Origin of the sequence: Pseudooceanicola marinus (genome assembly GCF_002786295.1) — a bacterium.
GTDB lineage: Bacteria > Pseudomonadota > Alphaproteobacteria > Rhodobacterales > Rhodobacteraceae > Pseudooceanicola > Pseudooceanicola marinus.
In genome coordinates, this window is the sequence record NZ_PGTC01000010.1 from 408,023 (window position 1) to 426,541 (window position 18,519).

18 protein-coding genes are annotated in these 18,519 nt (G+C 65.7%); 1 reads left to right on the forward strand and 17 read right to left on the reverse strand.

Annotation, left to right across the window (positions count from 1 at the left end):
- Positions 1 to 6 precede the first annotated feature (6 nt).
- From CVM50_RS06160 to CVM50_RS06215, 12 genes are all read right to left on the reverse strand, one after another.
- Positions 7 to 549: a prepilin peptidase gene (locus CVM50_RS06160; RefSeq protein WP_085887497.1), complete on the reverse strand. Its 543-nt coding sequence runs from the start codon at positions 547 to 549 to the stop codon at positions 7 to 9.
- A 4-nt stretch (positions 550 to 553) separates the two neighbouring features.
- The gene (locus CVM50_RS06165; RefSeq protein ID WP_085887496.1) at positions 554 to 1,411 is read right to left on the reverse strand and encodes a tetratricopeptide repeat protein; all 858 of its coding nucleotides are present in this window, start codon (positions 1,409 to 1,411) and stop codon (positions 554 to 556) included.
- A 53-nt stretch (positions 1,412 to 1,464) separates the two neighbouring features.
- A complete protein-coding gene (locus CVM50_RS06170) occupies positions 1,465 to 2,058 on the reverse strand; it encodes a tetratricopeptide repeat protein (RefSeq protein ID WP_085887495.1) in 594 nt (197 codons plus the stop codon).
- Positions 2,059 to 2,108: 50 nt separating this feature from the next.
- Positions 2,109 to 3,077 carry a type II secretion system F family protein gene (locus tag CVM50_RS06175; protein WP_085887494.1) on the reverse strand — a complete coding sequence of 323 codons (969 nt, stop codon included), beginning with the start codon at positions 3,075 to 3,077 and terminating at the stop codon, positions 2,109 to 2,111.
- Positions 3,078 to 3,128: 51 nt separating this feature from the next.
- A complete protein-coding gene (locus tag CVM50_RS06180) occupies positions 3,129 to 4,097 on the reverse strand; it encodes a type II secretion system F family protein (protein WP_085887493.1) in 969 nt (322 codons plus the stop codon).
- An 8-nt stretch (positions 4,098 to 4,105) separates the two neighbouring features.
- On the reverse strand, positions 4,106 to 5,620 hold the full coding sequence (locus CVM50_RS06185; RefSeq protein ID WP_085887492.1) for a CpaF family protein: 1,515 nt from the start codon (positions 5,618 to 5,620) through the stop codon (positions 4,106 to 4,108).
- A gap of 14 nt (positions 5,621 to 5,634) precedes the next feature.
- The gene (locus CVM50_RS06190; protein WP_085887491.1) at positions 5,635 to 6,930 is read right to left on the reverse strand and encodes an AAA family ATPase; all 1,296 of its coding nucleotides are present in this window, start codon (positions 6,928 to 6,930) and stop codon (positions 5,635 to 5,637) included.
- A 345-nt stretch (positions 6,931 to 7,275) separates the two neighbouring features.
- Positions 7,276 to 7,950, reverse strand: a complete 675-nt coding sequence (locus CVM50_RS06195; RefSeq protein WP_085887490.1) for an OmpA family protein — start codon at positions 7,948 to 7,950, stop codon at positions 7,276 to 7,278.
- Positions 7,951 to 7,960: 10 nt separating this feature from the next.
- On the reverse strand, positions 7,961 to 9,388 hold the full coding sequence (locus tag CVM50_RS06200) for a type II and III secretion system protein family protein (RefSeq protein ID WP_085887489.1): 1,428 nt from the start codon (positions 9,386 to 9,388) through the stop codon (positions 7,961 to 7,963).
- Between the two features lie 256 nt (positions 9,389 to 9,644).
- Complete coding sequence (cpaB, locus tag CVM50_RS06205) at positions 9,645 to 10,505, reverse strand: Flp pilus assembly protein CpaB (protein WP_085887488.1); 861 nt, start codon at positions 10,503 to 10,505, stop codon at positions 9,645 to 9,647.
- A gap of 141 nt (positions 10,506 to 10,646) precedes the next feature.
- Positions 10,647 to 10,844, reverse strand: a complete 198-nt coding sequence (locus CVM50_RS06210) for a hypothetical protein (protein WP_085887487.1) — start codon at positions 10,842 to 10,844, stop codon at positions 10,647 to 10,649.
- Between the two features lie 100 nt (positions 10,845 to 10,944).
- Positions 10,945 to 11,139 carry a hypothetical protein gene (locus CVM50_RS06215; RefSeq protein WP_085887486.1) on the reverse strand — a complete coding sequence of 65 codons (195 nt, stop codon included), beginning with the start codon at positions 11,137 to 11,139 and terminating at the stop codon, positions 10,945 to 10,947.
- 588 nt (positions 11,140 to 11,727) lie between these two features.
- On the opposite strand from CVM50_RS06215, the gene CVM50_RS06220 reads away from it, so the two are divergent.
- Positions 11,728 to 12,360 (forward strand): lytic transglycosylase domain-containing protein, encoded by a 633-nt coding sequence (locus tag CVM50_RS06220; protein ID WP_306372308.1) that lies wholly within the window; start codon positions 11,728 to 11,730, stop codon positions 12,358 to 12,360.
- A gap of 86 nt (positions 12,361 to 12,446) precedes the next feature.
- Here CVM50_RS06220 and CVM50_RS06225 read toward each other — a convergent pair whose 3' ends face one another.
- The 5 genes from CVM50_RS06225 to topA form a co-directional block, all read right to left on the reverse strand.
- Entirely contained in the window at positions 12,447 to 13,070 is a 624-nt protein-coding gene (locus CVM50_RS06225) for a 3-oxoacid CoA-transferase subunit B (RefSeq protein ID WP_085887484.1), read from the reverse strand.
- Positions 13,071 to 13,094: 24 nt separating this feature from the next.
- Entirely contained in the window at positions 13,095 to 14,135 is a 1,041-nt protein-coding gene (locus CVM50_RS06230) for a PAS domain-containing protein (protein WP_085887483.1), read from the reverse strand.
- A 108-nt stretch (positions 14,136 to 14,243) separates the two neighbouring features.
- Complete coding sequence (locus CVM50_RS06235; RefSeq protein WP_085887482.1) at positions 14,244 to 14,942, reverse strand: CoA transferase subunit A; 699 nt, start codon at positions 14,940 to 14,942, stop codon at positions 14,244 to 14,246.
- A 157-nt stretch (positions 14,943 to 15,099) separates the two neighbouring features.
- Entirely contained in the window at positions 15,100 to 15,711 is a 612-nt protein-coding gene (locus tag CVM50_RS06240; protein ID WP_085887481.1) for a L,D-transpeptidase, read from the reverse strand.
- A 130-nt stretch (positions 15,712 to 15,841) separates the two neighbouring features.
- Positions 15,842 to 18,517, reverse strand: a complete 2,676-nt coding sequence (topA, locus tag CVM50_RS06245; protein WP_085887480.1) for a type I DNA topoisomerase — start codon at positions 18,515 to 18,517, stop codon at positions 15,842 to 15,844.
- Between the last annotated feature and the right edge of the window lie 2 nt (positions 18,518 to 18,519).

Below are 18,519 nucleotides of genomic sequence, written 5' to 3' on the forward strand. Positions count from 1 at the left end.
CTGCGATCAGATCATCGCAAGGATCAGGTAGAAGGCGAGGGTGCCTGCCAGGGGGAAGCCCATGGGGAAGGGCGCGCGCAGCCAGCGGGCCTTCGTGCCCTCGGCGCTCCTGGCCTCCCAACTCTGCCAGCCGGGAGCAAGGCGGCGCAGGGCCGTGGCCCGGGCCAACCGGTGCGTGGCGAACCCGGTCAGCAGCAGGGCACAGAACAGGATCAGCACATAAAGCAGGTCGGGCGGGGCGACGAAGGGCGCGGCCGCCGGAATGAACTTCGCATCGCCCCCGCCCATGGCGCCGCCAGCGTAGAACAGCATGGTGATGCCCAGGGTGACGACCATGGTCACCAGGCGCCAGCCATAAGCGTCGAGCGGCATCACCAGGGGACCGATCAGCACGAAGACCAGCACCAGCGCCACCACCGCCCGGTTCGCGATCCGCATGGCTGAAAGGTCGGTCCAGGTCACGTGGGCGCAGAGCGGCAGCACGAAGGGGGCGAAGATCATCGCCGTGCGCGCCGGAAGCGCCAGATCAGGCGTCAGGAACCCGGCCATGGGATCAGGCGCTTTCGAGCGCGCGGAGCGAGCGCACCGCCTCTTCGAAGTGCTGCGGGTGGGTTTCGATCGCCTCGCGCAGAAGCGCCTTGCCGGTTTCCACGTCGCCCTGCTTGACCGCCGCAAGGCCCAGGGTGTGCAGCAGCTGGGCACGCTCGGTCTGGCTCATCTGCATGACGGGCAGGCTGTACTTGCGCTGTGCGCCGCGGGCCAGGATCATGTTGTTCTTGGCGGTGAACAGGGTTGGATCCTGCTGGATCGCCTCGGCGAAGAGCACTTCGGCATCGGCGAAGTCGCCGCGGGTCAGCTTGGAATAGCCCCAGTTGTTCATCACGCCCGACGGCTTGGTGGTCAGCCCGGCGGCGATTTCATAGAAGCTGTCGGCCTTCTGCCACTCGCGGTTGCTATCGGCCACCATGGCCTCCAGCCGGTAACGCTTGTAGGTCTCGAAGGTCGGCGGAATGGCATCCAGCACGCCGTCGGCCTCTTCCCAGTTGCCGGTGCGGATCAGGGCATCGGCGAAATCGACACGGTCCTCGTTGGTGGCCTGGGGATGGGCTACCACCTCGCGCCAGGCGTTGACCGCTTCCTCGTTGCGCTTGGCGCGCACCAGGGAACTGGCAAGGCCGCGCTTCAACTCGATCTTCTCGGGGTTCTCGCGCGTGGTGCGGGCGAAATAGGCCACCGCCTCGTTCGGGTCGCCCACGGTCAGCATGATGTCCGACAGGTTGCTTTCCTCGATCACGTTGACCGCCTGGAAGGCCCGTTCGACCTCCTGGTCGTCGCGATCGGCGCAGCCCGCCAAGGCCGCCAGGGCGGAGAGGGACAGGAAGATGGCGGATCGGGACCGGATCCGCGTCATCGGCTGACGCTGGGAAGGGTGGCGCATGATCGCGTCCTTTGCACTGCTCGTCCTCAGCCAGGGTCCGTGTCGCGGATCTCGTAGTAGCCTTGTCCGCTGTGCACGACCTGGAAGTCTTCTTGTTGCTCCGGATCATAGGGTCTTTCGCCCATCATGGCGAGAGCCAAGCGCAGATTGTCCCGGATTGCGTCACTTTCGCCATTATCAAGCGCATAGGCGCGGCGCAGGGTGGCCACGGCCTCCTGCAGCTGGCCGCGCCCGATCAGCACGAGGCCGAGGTTGTTCCAGACCTCGGGCGACGTGTCGGCGCCCTCGGAGGCCCGGCGCAGCTGTTCCTCGGCCTGTCCCAGGCGGCCCAGTTGCAGGTTGGCGGTGCCGATCCCGGCATAGACCCGTGGGGTCAGCCCCTGGTCCAGGGCCGCGCGGGTATAGGCGTCGATCGCCAGCTCGTACTCTCCGGCCTGCAACAGCCGGTCGCCGACCACCATGCCGTCCACGGCGTCGCCCTTCGGGTCGAGGCCGGGGGCATAGGGGCTGTCGGGCAGGCCGGGCGGCCCCTCGGCGCAGGCGGCCAGCAGCAGTGGCACTGCCAGCGCGCAGAGACGGGAGAGGGCGGACCTGCGGCGGGGCAGGAAGGGCTGGGGCATGAACGCTCCGGGCGCGCGGGGGCAGGAACCAGGCGGTCGGGGCGGCGCGGTTACTGCCCCAGGGCCTGAATGTTCACGATGGAGGGGCCGACGAGGATGATCAAGAGCGGTGGCACGCAGAACATCATCGTCGCCAGCGTCATCTTGGTGGGCAGCTTGTTCGCCGCTTCCTCGGCGCGCATCACGCGCTTGTCGCGCATCTCGGCCGCGTAGACGCGCAGGGCGTCGGCGATCGAGGTGCCGAAGGTGGCCGACTGGATCAGCACGGTCACGAAGGAGGAGATGTCGTTCACGCCACAGCGTTCCGCCATGTCCTGGAAGACGGCGGCCTTGTCCTTGCCCGCCTTGATCTCCCAGCTGACCATCTCGAATTCATCGGCCAGGTGTTCGTAGGAGGCGCGCAATTCCTCGGCAACGCGGATGATCGCCTGGTCGATGGACTGGCCGGCCTCGACGCAGACCAGCAGCATGTCCAGGCTGTCGGGGAAGCCTTCCTCGATCTCCTGCTTGCGTTCGGTCAGCCGCTTGTTCACCCAGTATTTCGGCAGGTAGTAGCCCGCGCCGCCGGGGCCGAGGATCCACAGCAGCGTGGTCTGGGTCGTGGGCTCGGTCTGGGCGATGAACAGCATGAAGTAGATGGTGCCGGCCAGCAGGCCCAGGATGCCCAGGGCAAACTGCGCGAAGTAGTAATAGCGCACCGCGTCCTTCGAGCGATAGCCGGCCTGAAGCAGCTTCAGCTTGATCGCGGAATACTCTTCCTCGTTCTGCGGTTCGAGGAAGGTCGAGTAGCGTTCCAGCCGCTCGTTCGCCTGTTTGGCGCGCAGGGCTTCGCGGTGCTTGTCGGTGCCGTCCTTGCTGCCACCCTGGTTGGAGGCCTTCAGCTTCTCCAGGGGGTCGTCCTGCTTCTTCAGGAAGAAGGGGATGGTCAGCAGGATCAGGAAAAGCCCCAGCCCGCCCACGAGGTAGAGCGGGCCTGCCGGGCCAAGCCGGTCGGTGATGAACTGCATCAGATCCTGCATGCGCTTTCTCCGTTCTGCCCGGGCGGGCCGTGCCGCCGGGCGGCCGGGTCGTCAGACCCGGATGTTCACCATGCGCCGCATCACGATGAGGTTGGCCGTCAGGAAAACGCCGACCGCGATGCAGCAGGGAATGAAATAGGGGTGGTCCAGGACCTCGTCGTAGTAGTTCGGGTCCATCAGCAGGATGCCGACCAGGGCGAACAGCGGGAAGCCGGACAGGAACTTGCCTGACCATTGCGCCTCTGCGGTGATGGCCTTGACCCGGCGGAACAGCTTGAACCGGGCGCGGATCACCGCGGCCAGGCCCGCCAGGACCTCGGCCAGGTTACCGCCCGATTGCTGCTGGATGGTCACGGCGACGGCGAGGAAGCGAAGGTCCTGCAGGCCGATGCGCTCGGCCATGTCCTTCAGCGCCTCGCCCATCTCGCGCCCATAGGCGGCCTCGTCCGCGACGATGCCGAACTCGGTCGCCAGCGGGTCCTGCACCTCTTTGGCCACGATGCCGATGGCAGAGCTGAACGGGTGACCCACGCGCAGCGAGCGCACCATCAGTTCCACCGCGTCGGGCAGCTGTTCCTCGATCAGGCCGATGCGCTTCTTGGCCTTGTTGTTGACCCACATGAAGACCGCACCCACGCCCATCACGACAGAGATCACGGCGCGCACGGGCACGGCGGTTTCCGTGCCGATGGTCAGGCCGACGAAGGCCACGACGGAGACACCGGCCATGATCGCGATCAGCTGCGGCGGGGTGAAGGCGATGGCCGCCTTCTGGGCCCGTTCGGCCAGCAGCGAGTAGAGCGGGATCTCCCGCGAGGCCATGTGCAGTTCCATCTCCTTGCGGAGCTTTTCCAGCACTTCCTCCCGGTTGGAGCCCTTTTCGAGCATCTCCAGCCGGCGGTTGACCTTGCTGTTGAGGCTGATCGACTTGCCGAAGACCGTCAGGTAGAGGCCCTCGATCAGGCCGAAGACGCCGACGAAGATCAGGATGTAGATCAGGGGATCCATGGCGAAGGACATGGTCGGAGTTACTCCCTTGCCGGTTCGAAGACCTGGGGCGGCAGATCATAGCCCCACATCTTGAACCGTTCGGAAAAGTGGCTGCGCACGCCGGTGGCGGTGAAATGGCCGAGGATCTTGTTCTCGGGGGTCAGGCCGGTGCGCTGGTAGCGGAAGATCTCCTGCATGGAGATCACCTCGCCCTCCATCCCGGTGATCTCGGTGATCGAGGTCATCCGGCGGGAGCCGTCCTGCAGGCGCGAGGCCTGCACGATCAGATGGACGGCGCTGGCGATCTGGGCGCGCATAGCTTTCAGCGGCATATCGATGCCGGCCATGGCGATCATGTTTTCCAGACGCGAGATGCCGTCGCGTGCGGAGTTAGCGTGGATCGTGGTCATCGACCCGTCGTGGCCGGTGTTCATGGCCTGCAGCATGTCGATCACCTCCTCGCCGCGAGTCTCGCCGACGATGATGCGGTCGGGGCGCATCCGCAGGGCGTTCTTCAGGCAGTCGCGCGGGGTGACGGCGCCCTTGCCCTCGACGTTGGGCGGGCGGCTTTCCATGCGGCCCACGTGGGTCTGCTGGAGCTGGAGTTCCGCCGTATCCTCGATCGTCAGGATACGCTCGGAGTTGTCGATGAAGCTGGACAGGGCGTTCAGCGTGGTCGTCTTGCCCGACCCCGTCCCGCCCGAGACGATGACGTTCAGCCGGCAGGCGACGGCGGCCTGAAGGTATGCGGCCATTTCCTCGGAGAAGGCGCCGAAGCGCACCAGGTCGTCGATGCCCAGCTTGTCCTTCTTGAACTTACGAATGGAGACAAGCGAGCCGTCGACCGCAATGGGCGGCACCATGGCGTTGAAACGGGAGCCGTCGCGCAGACGGGCGTCGACATAGGGGTTCGATTCATCGACCCGCCGGCCGACGGCCGAGACGATCTTGTCGATGATCCGGAAGAGGTGCTTTTCATCCTTGAAGGTGACATCCGACAGCGTCAGCTTGCCCTCACGCTCGACGAAGATCTGGTGCGGGCCGTTGACCAGGATGTCCGACACGCTGTCGTCTTTCAGCAGGCTTTCCAGTGGGCCGAGGCCACGGACTTCGTCATAGAGTTCCTGGTTCAGCTGCGTCCGCTCTTCGCGGTTCAGCACGATGCCCTTTTCCTGCAGGACCTCGGTGGCGATGGAGTTGATCTCCATCTTCAGGTCGCTTTCCTGCGCGGCCTCCAGGGCCGAGAGGTTCAGGTTGTCCAGCAGCGAGCGGTGCAGGTCCAGCTTGATCTCCGAAAGGCGTTCCTTGCGCTTGCGGTTGCGATCGGCGGCGCCGGCCTCCGCCGGCTTGGAGGGGGCCATCGGCTTGCGCATGACGCGCACCCCGTTGCCGCCGCTGGAGGCGTCGTGCGGCGCAGGCTTTGGCGAGGCGGGCGGGGCTGCGGCGGGTTTCGGCGCCGGTGCCGGGCTGGCCTTCGGTCGGGCCGCGCCCGCACCGGAGGCGCCGGACTTGCCGCGCGGGGTCGCGCTGTCTTTCTTGTATCGCGAAAACATGGCTATCCTCGGGCTCAGGCTTCTGCTTCGGCGGCGGCGTAATCCAGATCCAGCAGCGATTGGGCCAGCTTCTGGATCTCGCGGCGCAGCGGGTTCTTGGGGATCGCCGCGCCGAGGGGCACGCCGTGATCGGCGCCCTGGGTGACCTGGCGGCCCCCGTCGGGGAATTGCAGCTCGATGGCGATATCCAGGGTCTCGGCCAGCCGCTTCACCCGCTGGCGGCCGGACAGGTCGGTGAATTTCGGCGCCCGGTTCAGCACGTAGCGCAGTTTCTCCACCGGCAGTTCCTCTGCCTGCAGGGCACGTTTCAGACGCTGGGTGTTCTGGGCAGAGCGCATATCCATCTCGATCAGGGCAAAGTAGACCTGAGCTTCGTTCAAAACCGTTTCGGTCCATTGAACGATGGTCTTGGGCATGTCGATGATGACGAAATCGAAATGCGACCGGGCCATGTCGATGATCCGCTGCACGTCGTCCTGGGTAATCAGGTCCAGCGGCAGCATCTCGGTGGGTGCGGTGAGGACCGAGATCCGGTCCTCGAATCCCAGAAGCGCCTGGCGGAACACGTCGGCATCCATCGCCTCGGTGTCCGACAGCAGTTCATAGACCGCTTCGCGACGGGGCAGGTCCAGGTAGGTGCCGACAGACCCGTATTGCAGGTCCAGGTCCAGCAGGCAGACCTTGGGCGGCGGCGCGTCGGTGGCCTTCTTCTTGCGCCCGCGCTTCTTGCCCGTCTTGGCGGGGCCGGCGGACAGTTCGTAGGCGATGTTGACGGCCAGCGTGGTGGCGCCGGAGCCGCCGGACAACCCGTGACAGACAAGCACGGCCCCGTTGCGGTCGCCCTTGCCGCCGCCGGTGCGGGTCATGATGTGACCGTCGTGTTCGTTTTCGGGCTCCGGGTCGGGTTGCTGGATGCGGCTGATCGCGGCTGCCAACTCGTTCTCGGGCAGAGGGTAGGGGACGAACTCATCGGCGCCCTTGCGCAAAAGTTGGTGCAGTGCTGCGGGGCTGACGTCCTCCGCGATCAGGATCACCTTGATGCCCTGGGCCCGCGCCTGGGTGATGACCTCCCCCAGCAGGACCAGGTTTTCCTCGTCCTCGGCATCGATCGCCATGGCGATGAATTCGAGCGTCTCGGCCTCGGGCTGGTTGAAGAACATCAGGGCCTCGGCAAAACCGAGATCGCCCCACTTGTCCCCCATGACTGTTTCCATGTCTTCGATAAGCAGTTCGAACCCGTCCGGCTCTCGCCGGATCGTGCATGCAACGATAGGGCTGGGATCAGCCTGTAATGTCGCAGATGCGCTCATGGTCACTTACTACCTCTCATTTCACTGCGGCCCGGTGGCCTGCCTGCCTTGGGGCAGACGTTTGGAACTTCTCAGCCCCGGGACGACTCATGTCCTCCGCAGCGATCCGGGGTCGAAACTGCGGGTCAACTAGGGCGACAATACGGCCAAAAAGCCGAATTGTTGCGGATTTGGCGCCAGAGTAGCGAACTCTTTGGGACCATAAAATAAGGGATCTTCAGGCGGTTTGCACGTCTGCTTCAAATCCGGCGGGTTTGCACCGCATTCGCGCCGTTTTGCCGCCCCTGCAGGGGCGGGGCGGCCCCAGGTGTTGCGGGGGCGGCGGCCCGGGTGTCCGGCGCCGGTCTACTCTCCCGCGTCCGAGCCGCCGTTGAGCGAACCGCCTGTCAGCGTCGAGGGGACCCCCGCGCTCTCGTTGACGTAACCGCGGTAGACGACCGCGGCATACTTGCCGTCGAGAATGTTGGGATGGCGCTGGACGAAGCCCGAGACCTCGGTCACCGTGCGGCGGTTCTGGCGCTCGGGCGCCTGGGTGTAGACCAGAGGCTGCGTTTCCCCGAAGGAGGCGACGGCCTCCAGCCGGTCGCGGCTGATACCCTGGGCCACCAGGTAAGACACGGCGGCCTGGGCGCGGCGCAGTCCGAGGCGGCGGTTGTAGCTGTCAGACCCCACGAGGTCGGTGTGGCCGTAGACCCGGAAGCGTACCTCGGGGAACTGCCGGATCCAGGCCGCCTGACGGCTGAGGACGGCCATTGCGGCGGCGTCGAGCCGGGCGGAGTTGAAGGCGAAGTTGATGGTTGAGGGCACTTCGGCCGCAAAGCGTTCGTTCAGGTTCACGACGTAGGACCGCTGGCCGGTCTGGACCAGCTGGTTGTTCATCGTCGCATTGCCGAAATCGCCCCGATCGACGATCGCGCCGGCCTCACGGGTGAAAGGCGAATAGCCGTCGCCGGCGCAGGCGCCCAGGAGGGCGATCAGGCCGGCTGCGGTCATGATGGGGGGGAGGCGTCGCGTTGTCATGGGCGTCTCGTCATTCCATCACGTAGCCGTAGGAGCCGCTGAAATCCTGCCGCGCCACTTCGCCCGCGCCGCCCGAAAGCCGCGAGCCCTGTTCCCGGGCCACGTTGCCGAAGAGGAACAGATCCTTCTCCGACGGCGGGCGGACCCGGTCGGTGGGCAGGGCCAGGGCCTCGCCCCGGGTGGGGGAGACCAGATGCGCGGTGATGATGATGACCAGCTCCGACTGCTGGCGCTGGTATTCGGCGCTGCGGAACAGCGCGCCCAGCACGGGCACGTCGCCGAGCCAGGGCAGCTGGCTGTTGCTATCGCTGAAGTCGTCCTGCAGCAGGCCGGCAATGGCAAAGCTCTCGCCGTCGCGCATCTCGACCGTGGTCGAGGCCTCGCGCCGAGAGAAGGCGTCGATGCGGAAGGAGTTGACCTCGTAGCCGTTGGCGCTGTCGATGGCAGAGACGGCTGCCGCCAGTTCGAGGTTGATCACGCCGTCATCGACCACGCGCGGGATGAAGTTCAGCTCGACCCCGAAGGGTTTGAATTCAACGGTGACAGCGTTGTTGTCCTGCGCGACGGGCACCGGGTACTCGCCACCGGCCAGGAACTTCGCCTCCTGGCCCGACAGGGCGGTCAGATTGGGTTCGGCCAGGGTGCGCACGACCCCTTTGCTTTCCAGCGCCTCCAGTAGCATGCCGACCTCGACCGAGCCGACGTCGAAGCCCAGCAGAAGCGCGCCGTTGTTGGTGTTGGAGGCGGGCAGGGAGCCCCCCAGCATCGAGGTCTGCCCGTTGGCGTTCGACCCCCGCGTGGAGCCCCCTTCCAGGCCCAGGCCGCCTCCGAAGGCGGAGCCGGACAGGCCCAGCGACGTGGACAGGGATTTGGTCACCGAGCGCTGCATCTCCGCGAAGCGGACTTTCAGCATGACCTGCTGGGTGCCGCCCACGGACATCAGGTTCGACACCCGTTCGGGCGCATAGCGTTCGGCGAGGTCCATCGCCCGCTGCAACTTCTGCGCGGAGGAGACGACGCCCGACAGCACGATGCCGTCATTCGCGGTGCGCACCTCGATCGGTTCGCCCGGCAGGATCTGCTTCAGCCGTGCCTTGAACTCGGTCACGTCGGCCGAGACGATCACGTCGACGTTGGTGATCAGCTGTCCGGCGGCGTCCAGCAGGGTCAGAGTGGTGATGCCCGGGCTCTTGCCCAGCACGTAGATCGACCGTTCGGACAGCGAGGAGATGTCGGCGATGGCGGGGTTGGCGATCGACAGTTCGGCAAAGGGCACGTCGCTTTCGACGACCACCGCGCGGTTCATGGCCACGCTGAGCTGCGAATCGGCATTCTGATTGACCACGCGCAGGGTGTCGGCAAACGCAGAGCCCGGCGCTTGGGATGCCAGCACCGCGACGCCCAGCAGGGCGGCTTTCAGAAAGCTATCGAATGTCATGTGACCTGCCTCTCGGATCACTGCTCGGGTCCGGATCTTCTGCCCGGTCTCTCGCTCATCCTGCGCCAGAACGCCTTTTTATGCAATAATCAATGATTTCGGCGTCGGAGTTTCTGTGGATAAGGGGCAACTACGCCAAGGGTTCAGACCCCGTGGCGGCTCTATGCGGCAGGGCGGATACAGGACGGGGCGCCCTGGCGGGACGCCCCTGAAACCTTGTTGCGGTGATCTTACTGTGGCTGTCAGTCGGTCGCGGTCAGTCGGTGCAGGGGATCCGGATCTCGACGACTTCCGAGCCGCGACGGTTGCGGATCGTGCAGACCCGGTCCTGCGGGGTCGGCGCCTGTTGCATCGGCGCGGCTTCTTCGGCGACGGGAATGCCAAGCAGGCTGCGTTGGTCCACCTCGATCGCCTCGGCCACTGTGTCGTCGTAGAGGCCGACCAGCGACAGGGACAACCGCCCGGTGGACTGGGCCTGTGCCAGCGTGGCCACCTGCTGTGGGTTCACGGCCACGGTGACGGTGCGCGCGATAGTGTTCTCTTCGAAGTCCGAGTTGGCGCTCTGGTCGATGGCGATCAGTTCGACGCCGCTTTCGATCAACTTGGTGAAATCGCCGCGGATGCCATCGGCCCGGCCGGTCCAGTAGACGTCGACGCGGTCGCCGGGGCGCAGGAAGCCCGAGACGCCGGTCGCCACGTCGACGGAGATGGCGAAGGCGCGCATCCCGCGCTCCAGGCGCGCCGTCAGGCCGGCCTCGGTGCCGGGTTCGGTCACCTTCACGGCCAGGATCGCCTCGTCCTTCTCCATGGCGCGGCGCACGTAGCGGGGGGCGTCGTTCTCATCGGGGAACAGAGCTTCTTCCTGGCTGAAGATCCCTTCGGGCAGGGCGCTGCGGGGCCATTCGACCTGGCGCACGTCTTCGGGCATCAGGGCCTCGCCGTAGGCCAGGGCACGGGTTGCGACATAGACGGGCATGGTGGCGATGGCAGGGGCCTTCTTGGCCTGCTCCTGCAGCAGCGCCTGCTGCATGCTGTCCTGATAATCCTTGAACATGTAGACCGCAGCCCCAGCCAGGGCGAGGCCCACGATCAGAACCAAACCGAAGACGATCCGCATGTTATCTTCCTCATTACAGGTCCGCCTCGGCCCGGTCCCGCCACACATGGGGGGAGGTCGATGGCGGCGATCACGATAGTCCCTGTTGTCATGACGACAGAATGTGACGAAATCAGGGTTCGACTGGGGAGTTGCGAGGGCCTATCGGGTGACAGGCTTTTCGCTCATGGCCGTGGCGGCCGATTCCGTTGCCAAGTCGGTGGCATCCGAGATGGCCGCAAAGATCAGCATGCAGAGCGCAATGACCATTGCGCAAAGGGCCACCCAATCGACGGTGATGGCTCCGGCTTCCGCTTTCGCGAAATGCCGCGTGGTGGGGATTATCTTTGTCCCGAACACTTGATCGCCCTCTTGTGAAGACATCGCCGCTATAGCGAACGGCTACGAAAAAGGCCGCGTCGCGGGGACGCGGCCTGATGCCAGGAAACTGGCGCGACGCTTATTGGCCGGTGTCCACGTTGATCGTGCCTTCGTCCATGGCGGTGGAAACGTTTTCGCCCATGTCGGTGACACCGGAAGAGATGGCGGAGTAGGCTGCGCCACCCAGGGCAACAACGGCTGCGGTCAGCACGACCCAGTCAACGGTCACGGCGCCGGATTCGTTCTTGCGGAAGTTCTTGATGAAGTTGATCATGGTCTTGTCCCTCCAAAGGATCACTAGGTTTCATATGCTCCGCTTCGATGTTTGGCGTGGCCCGTTGCTCTCTCTCTTGGGTCACCACCTCTGCGGCACGGGTTAGTTATAGCCCTTGGATTCGGGCAGGAATTGGGCACCTTTGTAGCGAAAAAGCAGTTTGTTTAAGCTCCCACGAGACATGGGGTTATGTCTTTGAAATTAAACATCTTAAAAAGATGCTGCCGTGGTGGTTTTCCTCTTGGAGGCCTGTTTTCCGGGGCCGCGGGAGGGAGAAATGGGACGCAAAATCCGCGGGATGGCGCCCGATTCCCGGCTTTTGCAGGCCGCAGCCGTCCCTCTGATCGGGCGCCCGGACGGGCGCTGCGCGGCCAGTTCCTGGTTTCGGCGCTGACCGTGGTTCTGCTGGGGGCCGCAGGGCAGAGCGCTGCACAGGATCAGGCTGGCGCCCCCCGGACGCCGCCCCCCTTCAGGGATTTCACCCATCGGACGGTGCGCCCGCCGGAGCCCGGCGCGAAGAAGCGGATCACGGTGCAGATCACTCCCACGGCGCCACCTGCGACCGCTGCACGGCCTCAGGCGGCGTCCATGGGGGGCGCGACCGCCGGGGCGGGGCCTACCCCGGGTGCGGGGCGGTTCGGCTGGTTCTGGCAGGCCATGTCGCCGGAGATGGAGGCCAGTGGGCCGGGGCGGCTGGAACCGGCGCTGACCGCATTGGCCACCGCGCCTGCGGCGCAGGCTGTGCCCGCGCCGCGCCTAGGCTCGTTGATGGAGATCGCCCGCGCCCACGCAACGCCGATCCTGCTGCATTCGGCCGGCACCCGTGTGTCGCCCGCGCTGGTGCTGGCGGTGATCGCGGTGGAATCGTCGGGCGATGCGGGGGCGCAAAGCCGCGCCGGCGCCCAGGGGCTGATGCAGCTGATGCCCGACACCGCGCTGCGCTATGGCGTGTCCGATCCCTTCGATGCCGATCAGAACATCGCGGGCGGCATCGCCTTCCTGGATGACCTGATGGACCGCTTCGCAGGGGACCCGATCATGGTGCTGGCGGGCTACAACGCGGGCGAGACGCAGCTGGCCGACCATGGCGGCGTGCCCGATTTCGCCGAGACCCGGGACTACGTTCCCAAGGTGCTGGCGGCCTTCGCCGTCGCCCGGGGGTTGTGCCTGACCCCGCCGGAGCTGATCTCGGACGGCTGCGTCTTCCGCCTGCCGGACTAGGCCCGCCCCGGCGATACTGCGCCCGGCGCAACGAAATAGGCCCGGACGCATCGTCCGGGCCTTGGTGTTCCTGCGGGGCGCTGCCCTCAGACGATGGTTGCCTCGGTCGCGTCGCGCATCTCCTGCTCGGTGACGCCATCGGCGAGTTCAACGATCTTCAGACCGCCCTCGACCACGTCGAGAACCCCGAGGTTGGTGATGATGCGGTTGACCACGCCCGCGCCGGTCAGCGGCAGGGTGCAGGTCTTCAGCACCTTGCTTTCACCATGCTTGTTCTGATGGTCCATCACCACGATGACGCGGCCGACGCCGGCCACCAGGTCCATGGCGCCACCCATGCCCTTCACCAGCTTGCCGGGGATCATCCAGTTGGCCAGGTCGCCCTTCTCGTCCACTTCCATGGCGCCAAGGACAGCCGCGGCGATCTTGCCGCCCCGGATCATCCCGAACGACATGGCGCTGTCGAAATAGGCCGTCTTGGGCAGCTCGGTGATGGTCTGCTTGCCGGCATTGATCAGGTCGGGGTCTTCCTCGCCCTCGTAGGGGAAGGGGCCCATGCCCAGCATCCCGTTTTCGGACTGAAGCGTGATGTCCTTGTCGCCCACGTAGTTCGCCACCAGCGTCGGGATCCCGATGCCGAGGTTCACGTACATGCCGTCTTCAAGTTCCTCGGCCGCGCGGGCGGCCATCTGGTTACGGTCCCAGGGCATCACTGTCCTCCTCTTTGAACCTGTCTATGCGGTCAGGGTCACGCCGGACAGGTCCAGCGTCACCACGGTACCGGTGGCACCTGTCTTTACATCCAGCGTCCCGTTCAGCTGGCGGATCAGCCCCGAAATGACCGAGCTGCCGACGGAGCTGTCCTTGGGCCAGGTCACGCCCTCGGGCATGCCGACCCCATCATCGGCGACGGTCACCCGCAGGCTGCTGCCCGGTAGGGCCTGCAACCGCAGGTCCACTCGGCCGTTCTCCCGCCCGATGAAGGCATGCTGCAGCGCGTTGGTCAGGATCTCGGAGACGATCATGCCCATATGGATCGCGGCCTCGGATTCGGCCTCGGCGTCTTCCACGTCGACGTTCACCGTCAGGCCGGGGCGACCGTCCAGCGCCTGGGTCGCCGCCGCCAGGCGCGAGAAGTAGGCGCCGAGAGACACGGTATCCATGTTGCGCCGCCGTTCAGGGTTCGACAACTCCTGGTACAGCACCTGAAGGCTCTCGATGCGGCGCGACAACTGCTGGAACTGGTCCTGCGCGGCACCGGCGCCGCGCCCGTACATCCGGGTCAGCGAGACGATCATCGACAGGTGGTTCTTCACCCGGTGCTGCACCTCGCGCATGGCATGGCGCACGGCATTGGGCGACAGCACGTCCTCGACCTCGGCCAGGGGTTTCTGGATGCCCAGGAAATACCGCAAGGAGCCGTCCTCGAAGAAGATCGGCGCCAGCATCAGCCGGTTGGTGAAGACCTCGCCATCGGCGCGGTAGTTCACCAGGTCGACGGTACAGTCGGTCTGGGTCGCGATCGCGTCGCGCAGACGTTTCACGTCGTCCGGGTCCGTGCCCTCCCCCTGCAGGAAGCGGCAGTTGCGACCGATGGCCATCTCGGCGTTGTAGCCCGTGACCCGCTCGAACGCGCGGTTCACGTAAACGATGGGGTTGTCAGGCAGGGCAGGGTCGGTCAGCACCATGGAGATCCTCGATCCGGCAAGCGTCTCGAAGGCTTCCATGTGGGTCAGGGGCTGAATCTCAACCCGGTTTTCGGCGTCCATCGTCATGTAGCGTCTGTGTCGTCTCTCTCGTGGGCCGGCGCGACTTCTGCCGCGCCCGTGCCCTATGTGGTGGCCAAGGTTGCCTCTGCAACCCGGGAGCCTGTGCGTGTCCGCTCAGGCAGCGGGTCGCGTCGTGACCTTCTCGATCCGCTTTTCGTGCTCGCCCTGGATCAGGCGGTGTACGTAGATGCCGGGCAGGTGGATGTGATCGGGATCCAGCTCGCCGGGTTCGACGATCTCCTCGACCTCCATCACGCAGACCTTGCCGCACATGGCGGCCGGCGGATTGAAGTTGCGGGCGGTCTTGCGGAAGATGGCATTGCCGGTGGTGTCCGCCTTCCAGGCCTTCACGATGGACAGATCGGCAAAGATGCCTTCCTCCATGATGTAGGTTTCGCCCTTGAAGTCCTTGTGTTCCTTGCCCTCGGCGATCTGGGTGCCGACGCCGGTCTTGGTGTAGAAGCCGGGGATGCCTGCGCCGCCGGCGCGCATGCGCTCGGCCAGGGTGCCTTGGGGGTTGAATTCCAGCTCCAGCTCGCCCGAAAGGTACTGGCGCATGAATTCCGCGTTCTCGCCCACGTAGGAGGAGATCATCTTCTTCACCTGCTTGCTTTGCAGCAGGATGCCGATGCCGAAGTCGTCGACGCCGGCGTTGTTGGAGGCGAAGGTCAGATCCTTGGTACCTGCCTCCTTGATCGCGTCCAGCAGAAGTTCGGGAATACCGCACAGGCCGAAGCCGCCGGCGGCGATCTGCATGCCGTCAAAGAGCAGCCCGTCGAGCGCTTCCGCGGCGGAGCCGTACACTTTCTTCATGGAATTCCTCCTCAGACCTTGTTGCCTCTGTCTTGCCCACGAGGGGAGGCGAAGTCAAATGCTAGGCGCCATATACGGGTTTCCACGGTAAGACCCGCCGCCCTGCGGGGCGACGGGTCAGCCGGGGGATGGAGCCTTGCGCGTGCGAAGTGCGGGATCAGATGATCCGCACCTGTGTGCCGATCGGGGTGGCCGCGAACAGCTCCTCGATGGAGGGGTTGTAGAGGCCGATGCAGCCGTCCGAGCTTTGCCGGCCGATCTTGCGCGTGTCGTGGGTGCCGTGGATCAGGTAGGCGGGCCAGCTGAGGTACATGGCATGGGTGCCCAGCGGGTTGTCGGGGCCGGGGGGCATGTACTGCAGCTCGGGGTTGCGCTCCTTCATGGAGGCCGTGGGGGTCCAGTCGGGGCCCACCTTCTTGCGCACCACCTCGGTGTATCCGCGCTTGGTCAGCTCTTCCGAGGCGGGGACGGAGGTGGGGTAGATGCGATAATCGCTTTCATCGCCAGACCAGTAGTGCAGCGCGCGCGAGGCGGTGTCGCAGACGATGGCGGCGACGCCCAGCGTGTCGAAGTGATCGCGCCAGTCCTGCCGCACGAAGCTGGAGGTGTTGCGCCGCACCGGCGCCTGTTCCGGCGCGGGAATCAGCGGCGGCGGACCATCCGTGGCATCTTGCGCGCGGGCGGTGGCGGGCACCAGCGTGGCAGCTGCGCCGGTCAGCAGGAGCTTGCGTCGGGACAGCCGGCTGGCGGACAGGGGGGTAGGGGGCATGATCTCTCCGGTCTGGCTTGCAGGGTCTGTGGCACAAGATCGGGATCAAGAGGCCGAGTGGCCAATCACAACTCCGGGACGGAGCGTGAGTGCGCCTCCCGGGCCACAGGGGGCCGGGAGGCGGCAGTAATCATTGCGCGTCGGAGGCCTTGGGCTCGGCCTTCTTCGCCGGGGCCTTCTTGGCTGCCGGCTTCTTGGCGGCTGTCGATTTCGCCGCCGGCTTCTTGGCCGCAGACTTCGCCGGCGCCTTCTTGGCGGTGGTTTTCTTCGCGGCGGCCTTCTTCGGTGCGACCTTCTTGCCGGTCTTGGCGGCACGTTCGGCGATCAGCTCCACCGCCTTGTCCAGGGTCACCGTGTCCGGCTCGACCCCTTCGGGCAGGGTGGCATTGATCTTCTCCCACTTCACGTAGGGGCCGTACTTGCCTTCCAGCAGCTGCACCGGCGCGCCCGCCTCGGGGTGATCGCCCAGCTCCTTCAGCACCTTGGCCTGGCCACGGCCCTTGCGGGAGGCAACCTTCTCCGCCAGTAGCTGCACCGCGCGGTTCATGCCCACGGTCCAGACTTCGTCCAGCCCTTCCAGGTTGGCATTGGTGCCGCCCCGGTCAGAGGTGCTCTCGGCGTGCTTGATGTAGGGGCCGTAGCGGCCGATGTTGGCCCAGACGTTCACCCCGTCCTCGGGGTGCGGGCCGATCAGCCGCGGCAGGGCCAGCAGGCGCACGGCCTCTTCCAGGGTCAGATCCTCCGGCGCCCAGTCCTTCGGCACCGACTGGCGCGGGGGCTTCTTGTTGTCTTCCGTCACCTCGCCGCGCTGGCAGTAGGGACCGAAGCGGCCCTTCATGACGTAGATCTTGTCGCCATTGTCCTCGCCCAGGAACTTGCCCTCGGGCGGGATCGCGCTGGCCTCGGCCTCGGGGTTCGGGGGGCCGAAGGGGCGGGTATAGCGGCATTCGGGGTATTGCGAGCAGCCGATGAAGGCGCCGCCCGAGCGCGCGGTGCGCATCGACAGCCGGCCCTTGCCGCAGTTCGGGCACAGGCGCGGGTCGCTGCCATCCTCGGTCGGCGGGAAGAGATGCGGCTCCAGCACCTCGTTGATCTTGTCCAGCACCTCTGTGATGCGCAGCTCGGACGTCTCGGCGATGGCGGCGGAGAAATCGCGCCAGAAGCGGTTCAGCACGTCCTTGTAGTCGCGGTCACCGGCCGACACGTCGTCCAGTTCTTCCTCAAGATCCGCGGTGAAGTCGTATTCCACGTATTTCTTGAAGTAGTTGGACAGGAAGGCGATCACCAGCCGGCCCTTGTCCTCGGGGATCAGGCGGTTCTTGTCCTTGATGACATAGCCGCGATCCTGGATCGTGGTCACGATCGAGGCGTAGGTGGAGGGGCGGCCGATGCCCAGCTCTTCCATCCGCTTCACCAGCGTTGCCTCGGTGTAGCGCGGCGGCGGCTGAGTGAAATGCTGTTCCGGGTTGATCTCGGACTTGGCGGTTTTCTCGCCTTCGTGGATCTGCGGCAGGCGCTTGTCGTCGTCATCGACGACATCGTCGCGGCCTTCTTCGTAGACCCGCAGGAAGCCGTCGAACAGCACGACCTGGCCGGTGGCGCGCAGGCCGACCTGGCGGTCCTGGCTGCCGATCTCGACCGTGGTGCGTTCCATCCGGGCGCCTTCCATCTGGCAGGCCAGGGTGCGTTTCCAGATCAGGTCGTAAAGCTTGCGCTGATCCTCCGACAGACCCAGGGCGGCGGCGTCCTTGGTCATGTCGGTGGGGCGGATGCACTCGTGCGCTTCCTGGGCGTTCTTCGCCTTGTTCTTGTAGACCCGCGGGCTGCCCGGCACGTATTCCTTGCCGAAGCGATCGGCGATGGCGTCGCGGCAGGCGCTGACCGCCTCGGGCGCCATGTCGATGCCGTCGGTCCGCATGTAGGTGATATGCCCGGCCTCATAGAGGCGCTGCGCGGTGTTCATCGTGGCCCGGGCGCCCATGCCGAACTTGCGGCTCGCCTCCTGCTGCAGGGTGGAGGTCATGAAGGGCGGGCTGGGGTTGCGCGAGGCGGGCTTGGCCTCGACCGAGGTCACGGTCAGATCGCGGCTGTTGATCGCCTGCACGGCCATCTCGGCCTGGGTCTCGTTCTCGATGGAGAACTTGTCGAGCTTGTCGCCGGCCAGCGTGGTCAGCCGGGCCTCGAACTCCTGGCCCCGGGGCGTGGTCAGGATGGCCTTCACCGTCCAGTACTCGCGGGGCTTGAAGGCCTCGATCTCCATCTCGCGTTCGACGATCAGGCGCAGGCAGACCGATTGCACCCGGCCGGCGGATTTGGCGCCGGGCAGCTTGCGCCACAGCACGGGCGACAGGTTGAAGCCCACGAGGTAATCCAGCGCGCGGCGGGCGAGGTAGGCATGCACCAGATCCTCGTCCACCTGGCGCGGGTTCTTCATCGCCTCGGTCACCGCCGTCTTGGTGATCGCGTTGAACACCACGCGGCTGACCGGCGTGTCCTTCTTCAGGGCCTTGCGGTTGCGCAGGGCCTCTTCCAGGTGCCACGAAATCGCCTCCCCCTCGCGATCGGGGTCAGTGGCGAGGATCAGGGCGTTGTCGTCCTTCAGGGCGTCGGCGATGGCCTTCACATGCTTCTTGCTGTCGCTGGCCACCTCCCATTTCATGTCGAATTCATGCTCGGGATCGACCGAGCCGTCTTTCGGAGGCAGGTCGCGCACATGGCCGTAGGACGCGAGAACGGTGTAGTCGGATCCCAGATATTTGTTGATTGTCTTGGCCTTGGCCGGGGATTCGACAACGACGACGGGCATGC

Bases quoted from the DNA above. Each gene is read 5' to 3' on its own strand.
- topA (WP_085887480.1), bottom strand. From the start codon at position 18,517: ATGCCCGTCGTCGTTGTCGAATCCCCGGCCAAGGCCAAGACAATCAAC.
- CVM50_RS06195 (WP_085887490.1), bottom strand. From the start codon at position 7,950: ATGACAACGCGACGCCTCCCCCCCATCATGACCGCAGCCGGCCTGATC.
- CVM50_RS06200 (WP_085887489.1), bottom strand. From the start codon at position 9,388: ATGACATTCGATAGCTTTCTGAAAGCCGCCCTGCTGGGCGTCGCGGTG.
- CVM50_RS06175 (WP_085887494.1), bottom strand. From the start codon at position 3,077: ATGCAGGATCTGATGCAGTTCATCACCGACCGGCTTGGCCCGGCAGGC.
- CVM50_RS06180 (WP_085887493.1), bottom strand. From the start codon at position 4,097: ATGTCCTTCGCCATGGATCCCCTGATCTACATCCTGATCTTCGTCGGC.
- CVM50_RS06185 (WP_085887492.1), bottom strand. From the start codon at position 5,620: ATGTTTTCGCGATACAAGAAAGACAGCGCGACCCCGCGCGGCAAGTCC.
- CVM50_RS06235 (WP_085887482.1), bottom strand. From the start codon at position 14,942: ATGAAGAAAGTGTACGGCTCCGCCGCGGAAGCGCTCGACGGGCTGCTC.
- CVM50_RS06165 (WP_085887496.1), bottom strand. From the start codon at position 1,411: ATGACGCGGATCCGGTCCCGATCCGCCATCTTCCTGTCCCTCTCCGCC.
- CVM50_RS06160 (WP_085887497.1), bottom strand. From the start codon at position 549: ATGGCCGGGTTCCTGACGCCTGATCTGGCGCTTCCGGCGCGCACGGCG.
- CVM50_RS06230 (WP_085887483.1), bottom strand. From the start codon at position 14,135: ATGACGATGGACGCCGAAAACCGGGTTGAGATTCAGCCCCTGACCCAC.
- cpaB (WP_085887488.1), bottom strand. From the start codon at position 10,505: ATGCGGATCGTCTTCGGTTTGGTTCTGATCGTGGGCCTCGCCCTGGCT.
- CVM50_RS06240 (WP_085887481.1), bottom strand. From the start codon at position 15,711: ATGCCCCCTACCCCCCTGTCCGCCAGCCGGCTGTCCCGACGCAAGCTC.
- CVM50_RS06170 (WP_085887495.1), bottom strand. From the start codon at position 2,058: ATGCCCCAGCCCTTCCTGCCCCGCCGCAGGTCCGCCCTCTCCCGTCTC.
- CVM50_RS06215 (WP_085887486.1), bottom strand. From the start codon at position 11,139: ATGATCAACTTCATCAAGAACTTCCGCAAGAACGAATCCGGCGCCGTG.
- CVM50_RS06225 (WP_085887484.1), bottom strand. From the start codon at position 13,070: ATGCCCTGGGACCGTAACCAGATGGCCGCCCGCGCGGCCGAGGAACTT.
- CVM50_RS06190 (WP_085887491.1), bottom strand. From the start codon at position 6,930: ATGAGCGCATCTGCGACATTACAGGCTGATCCCAGCCCTATCGTTGCA.
- CVM50_RS06220 (WP_306372308.1), top strand. From the start codon at position 11,728: ATGGGGGGCGCGACCGCCGGGGCGGGGCCTACCCCGGGTGCGGGGCGG.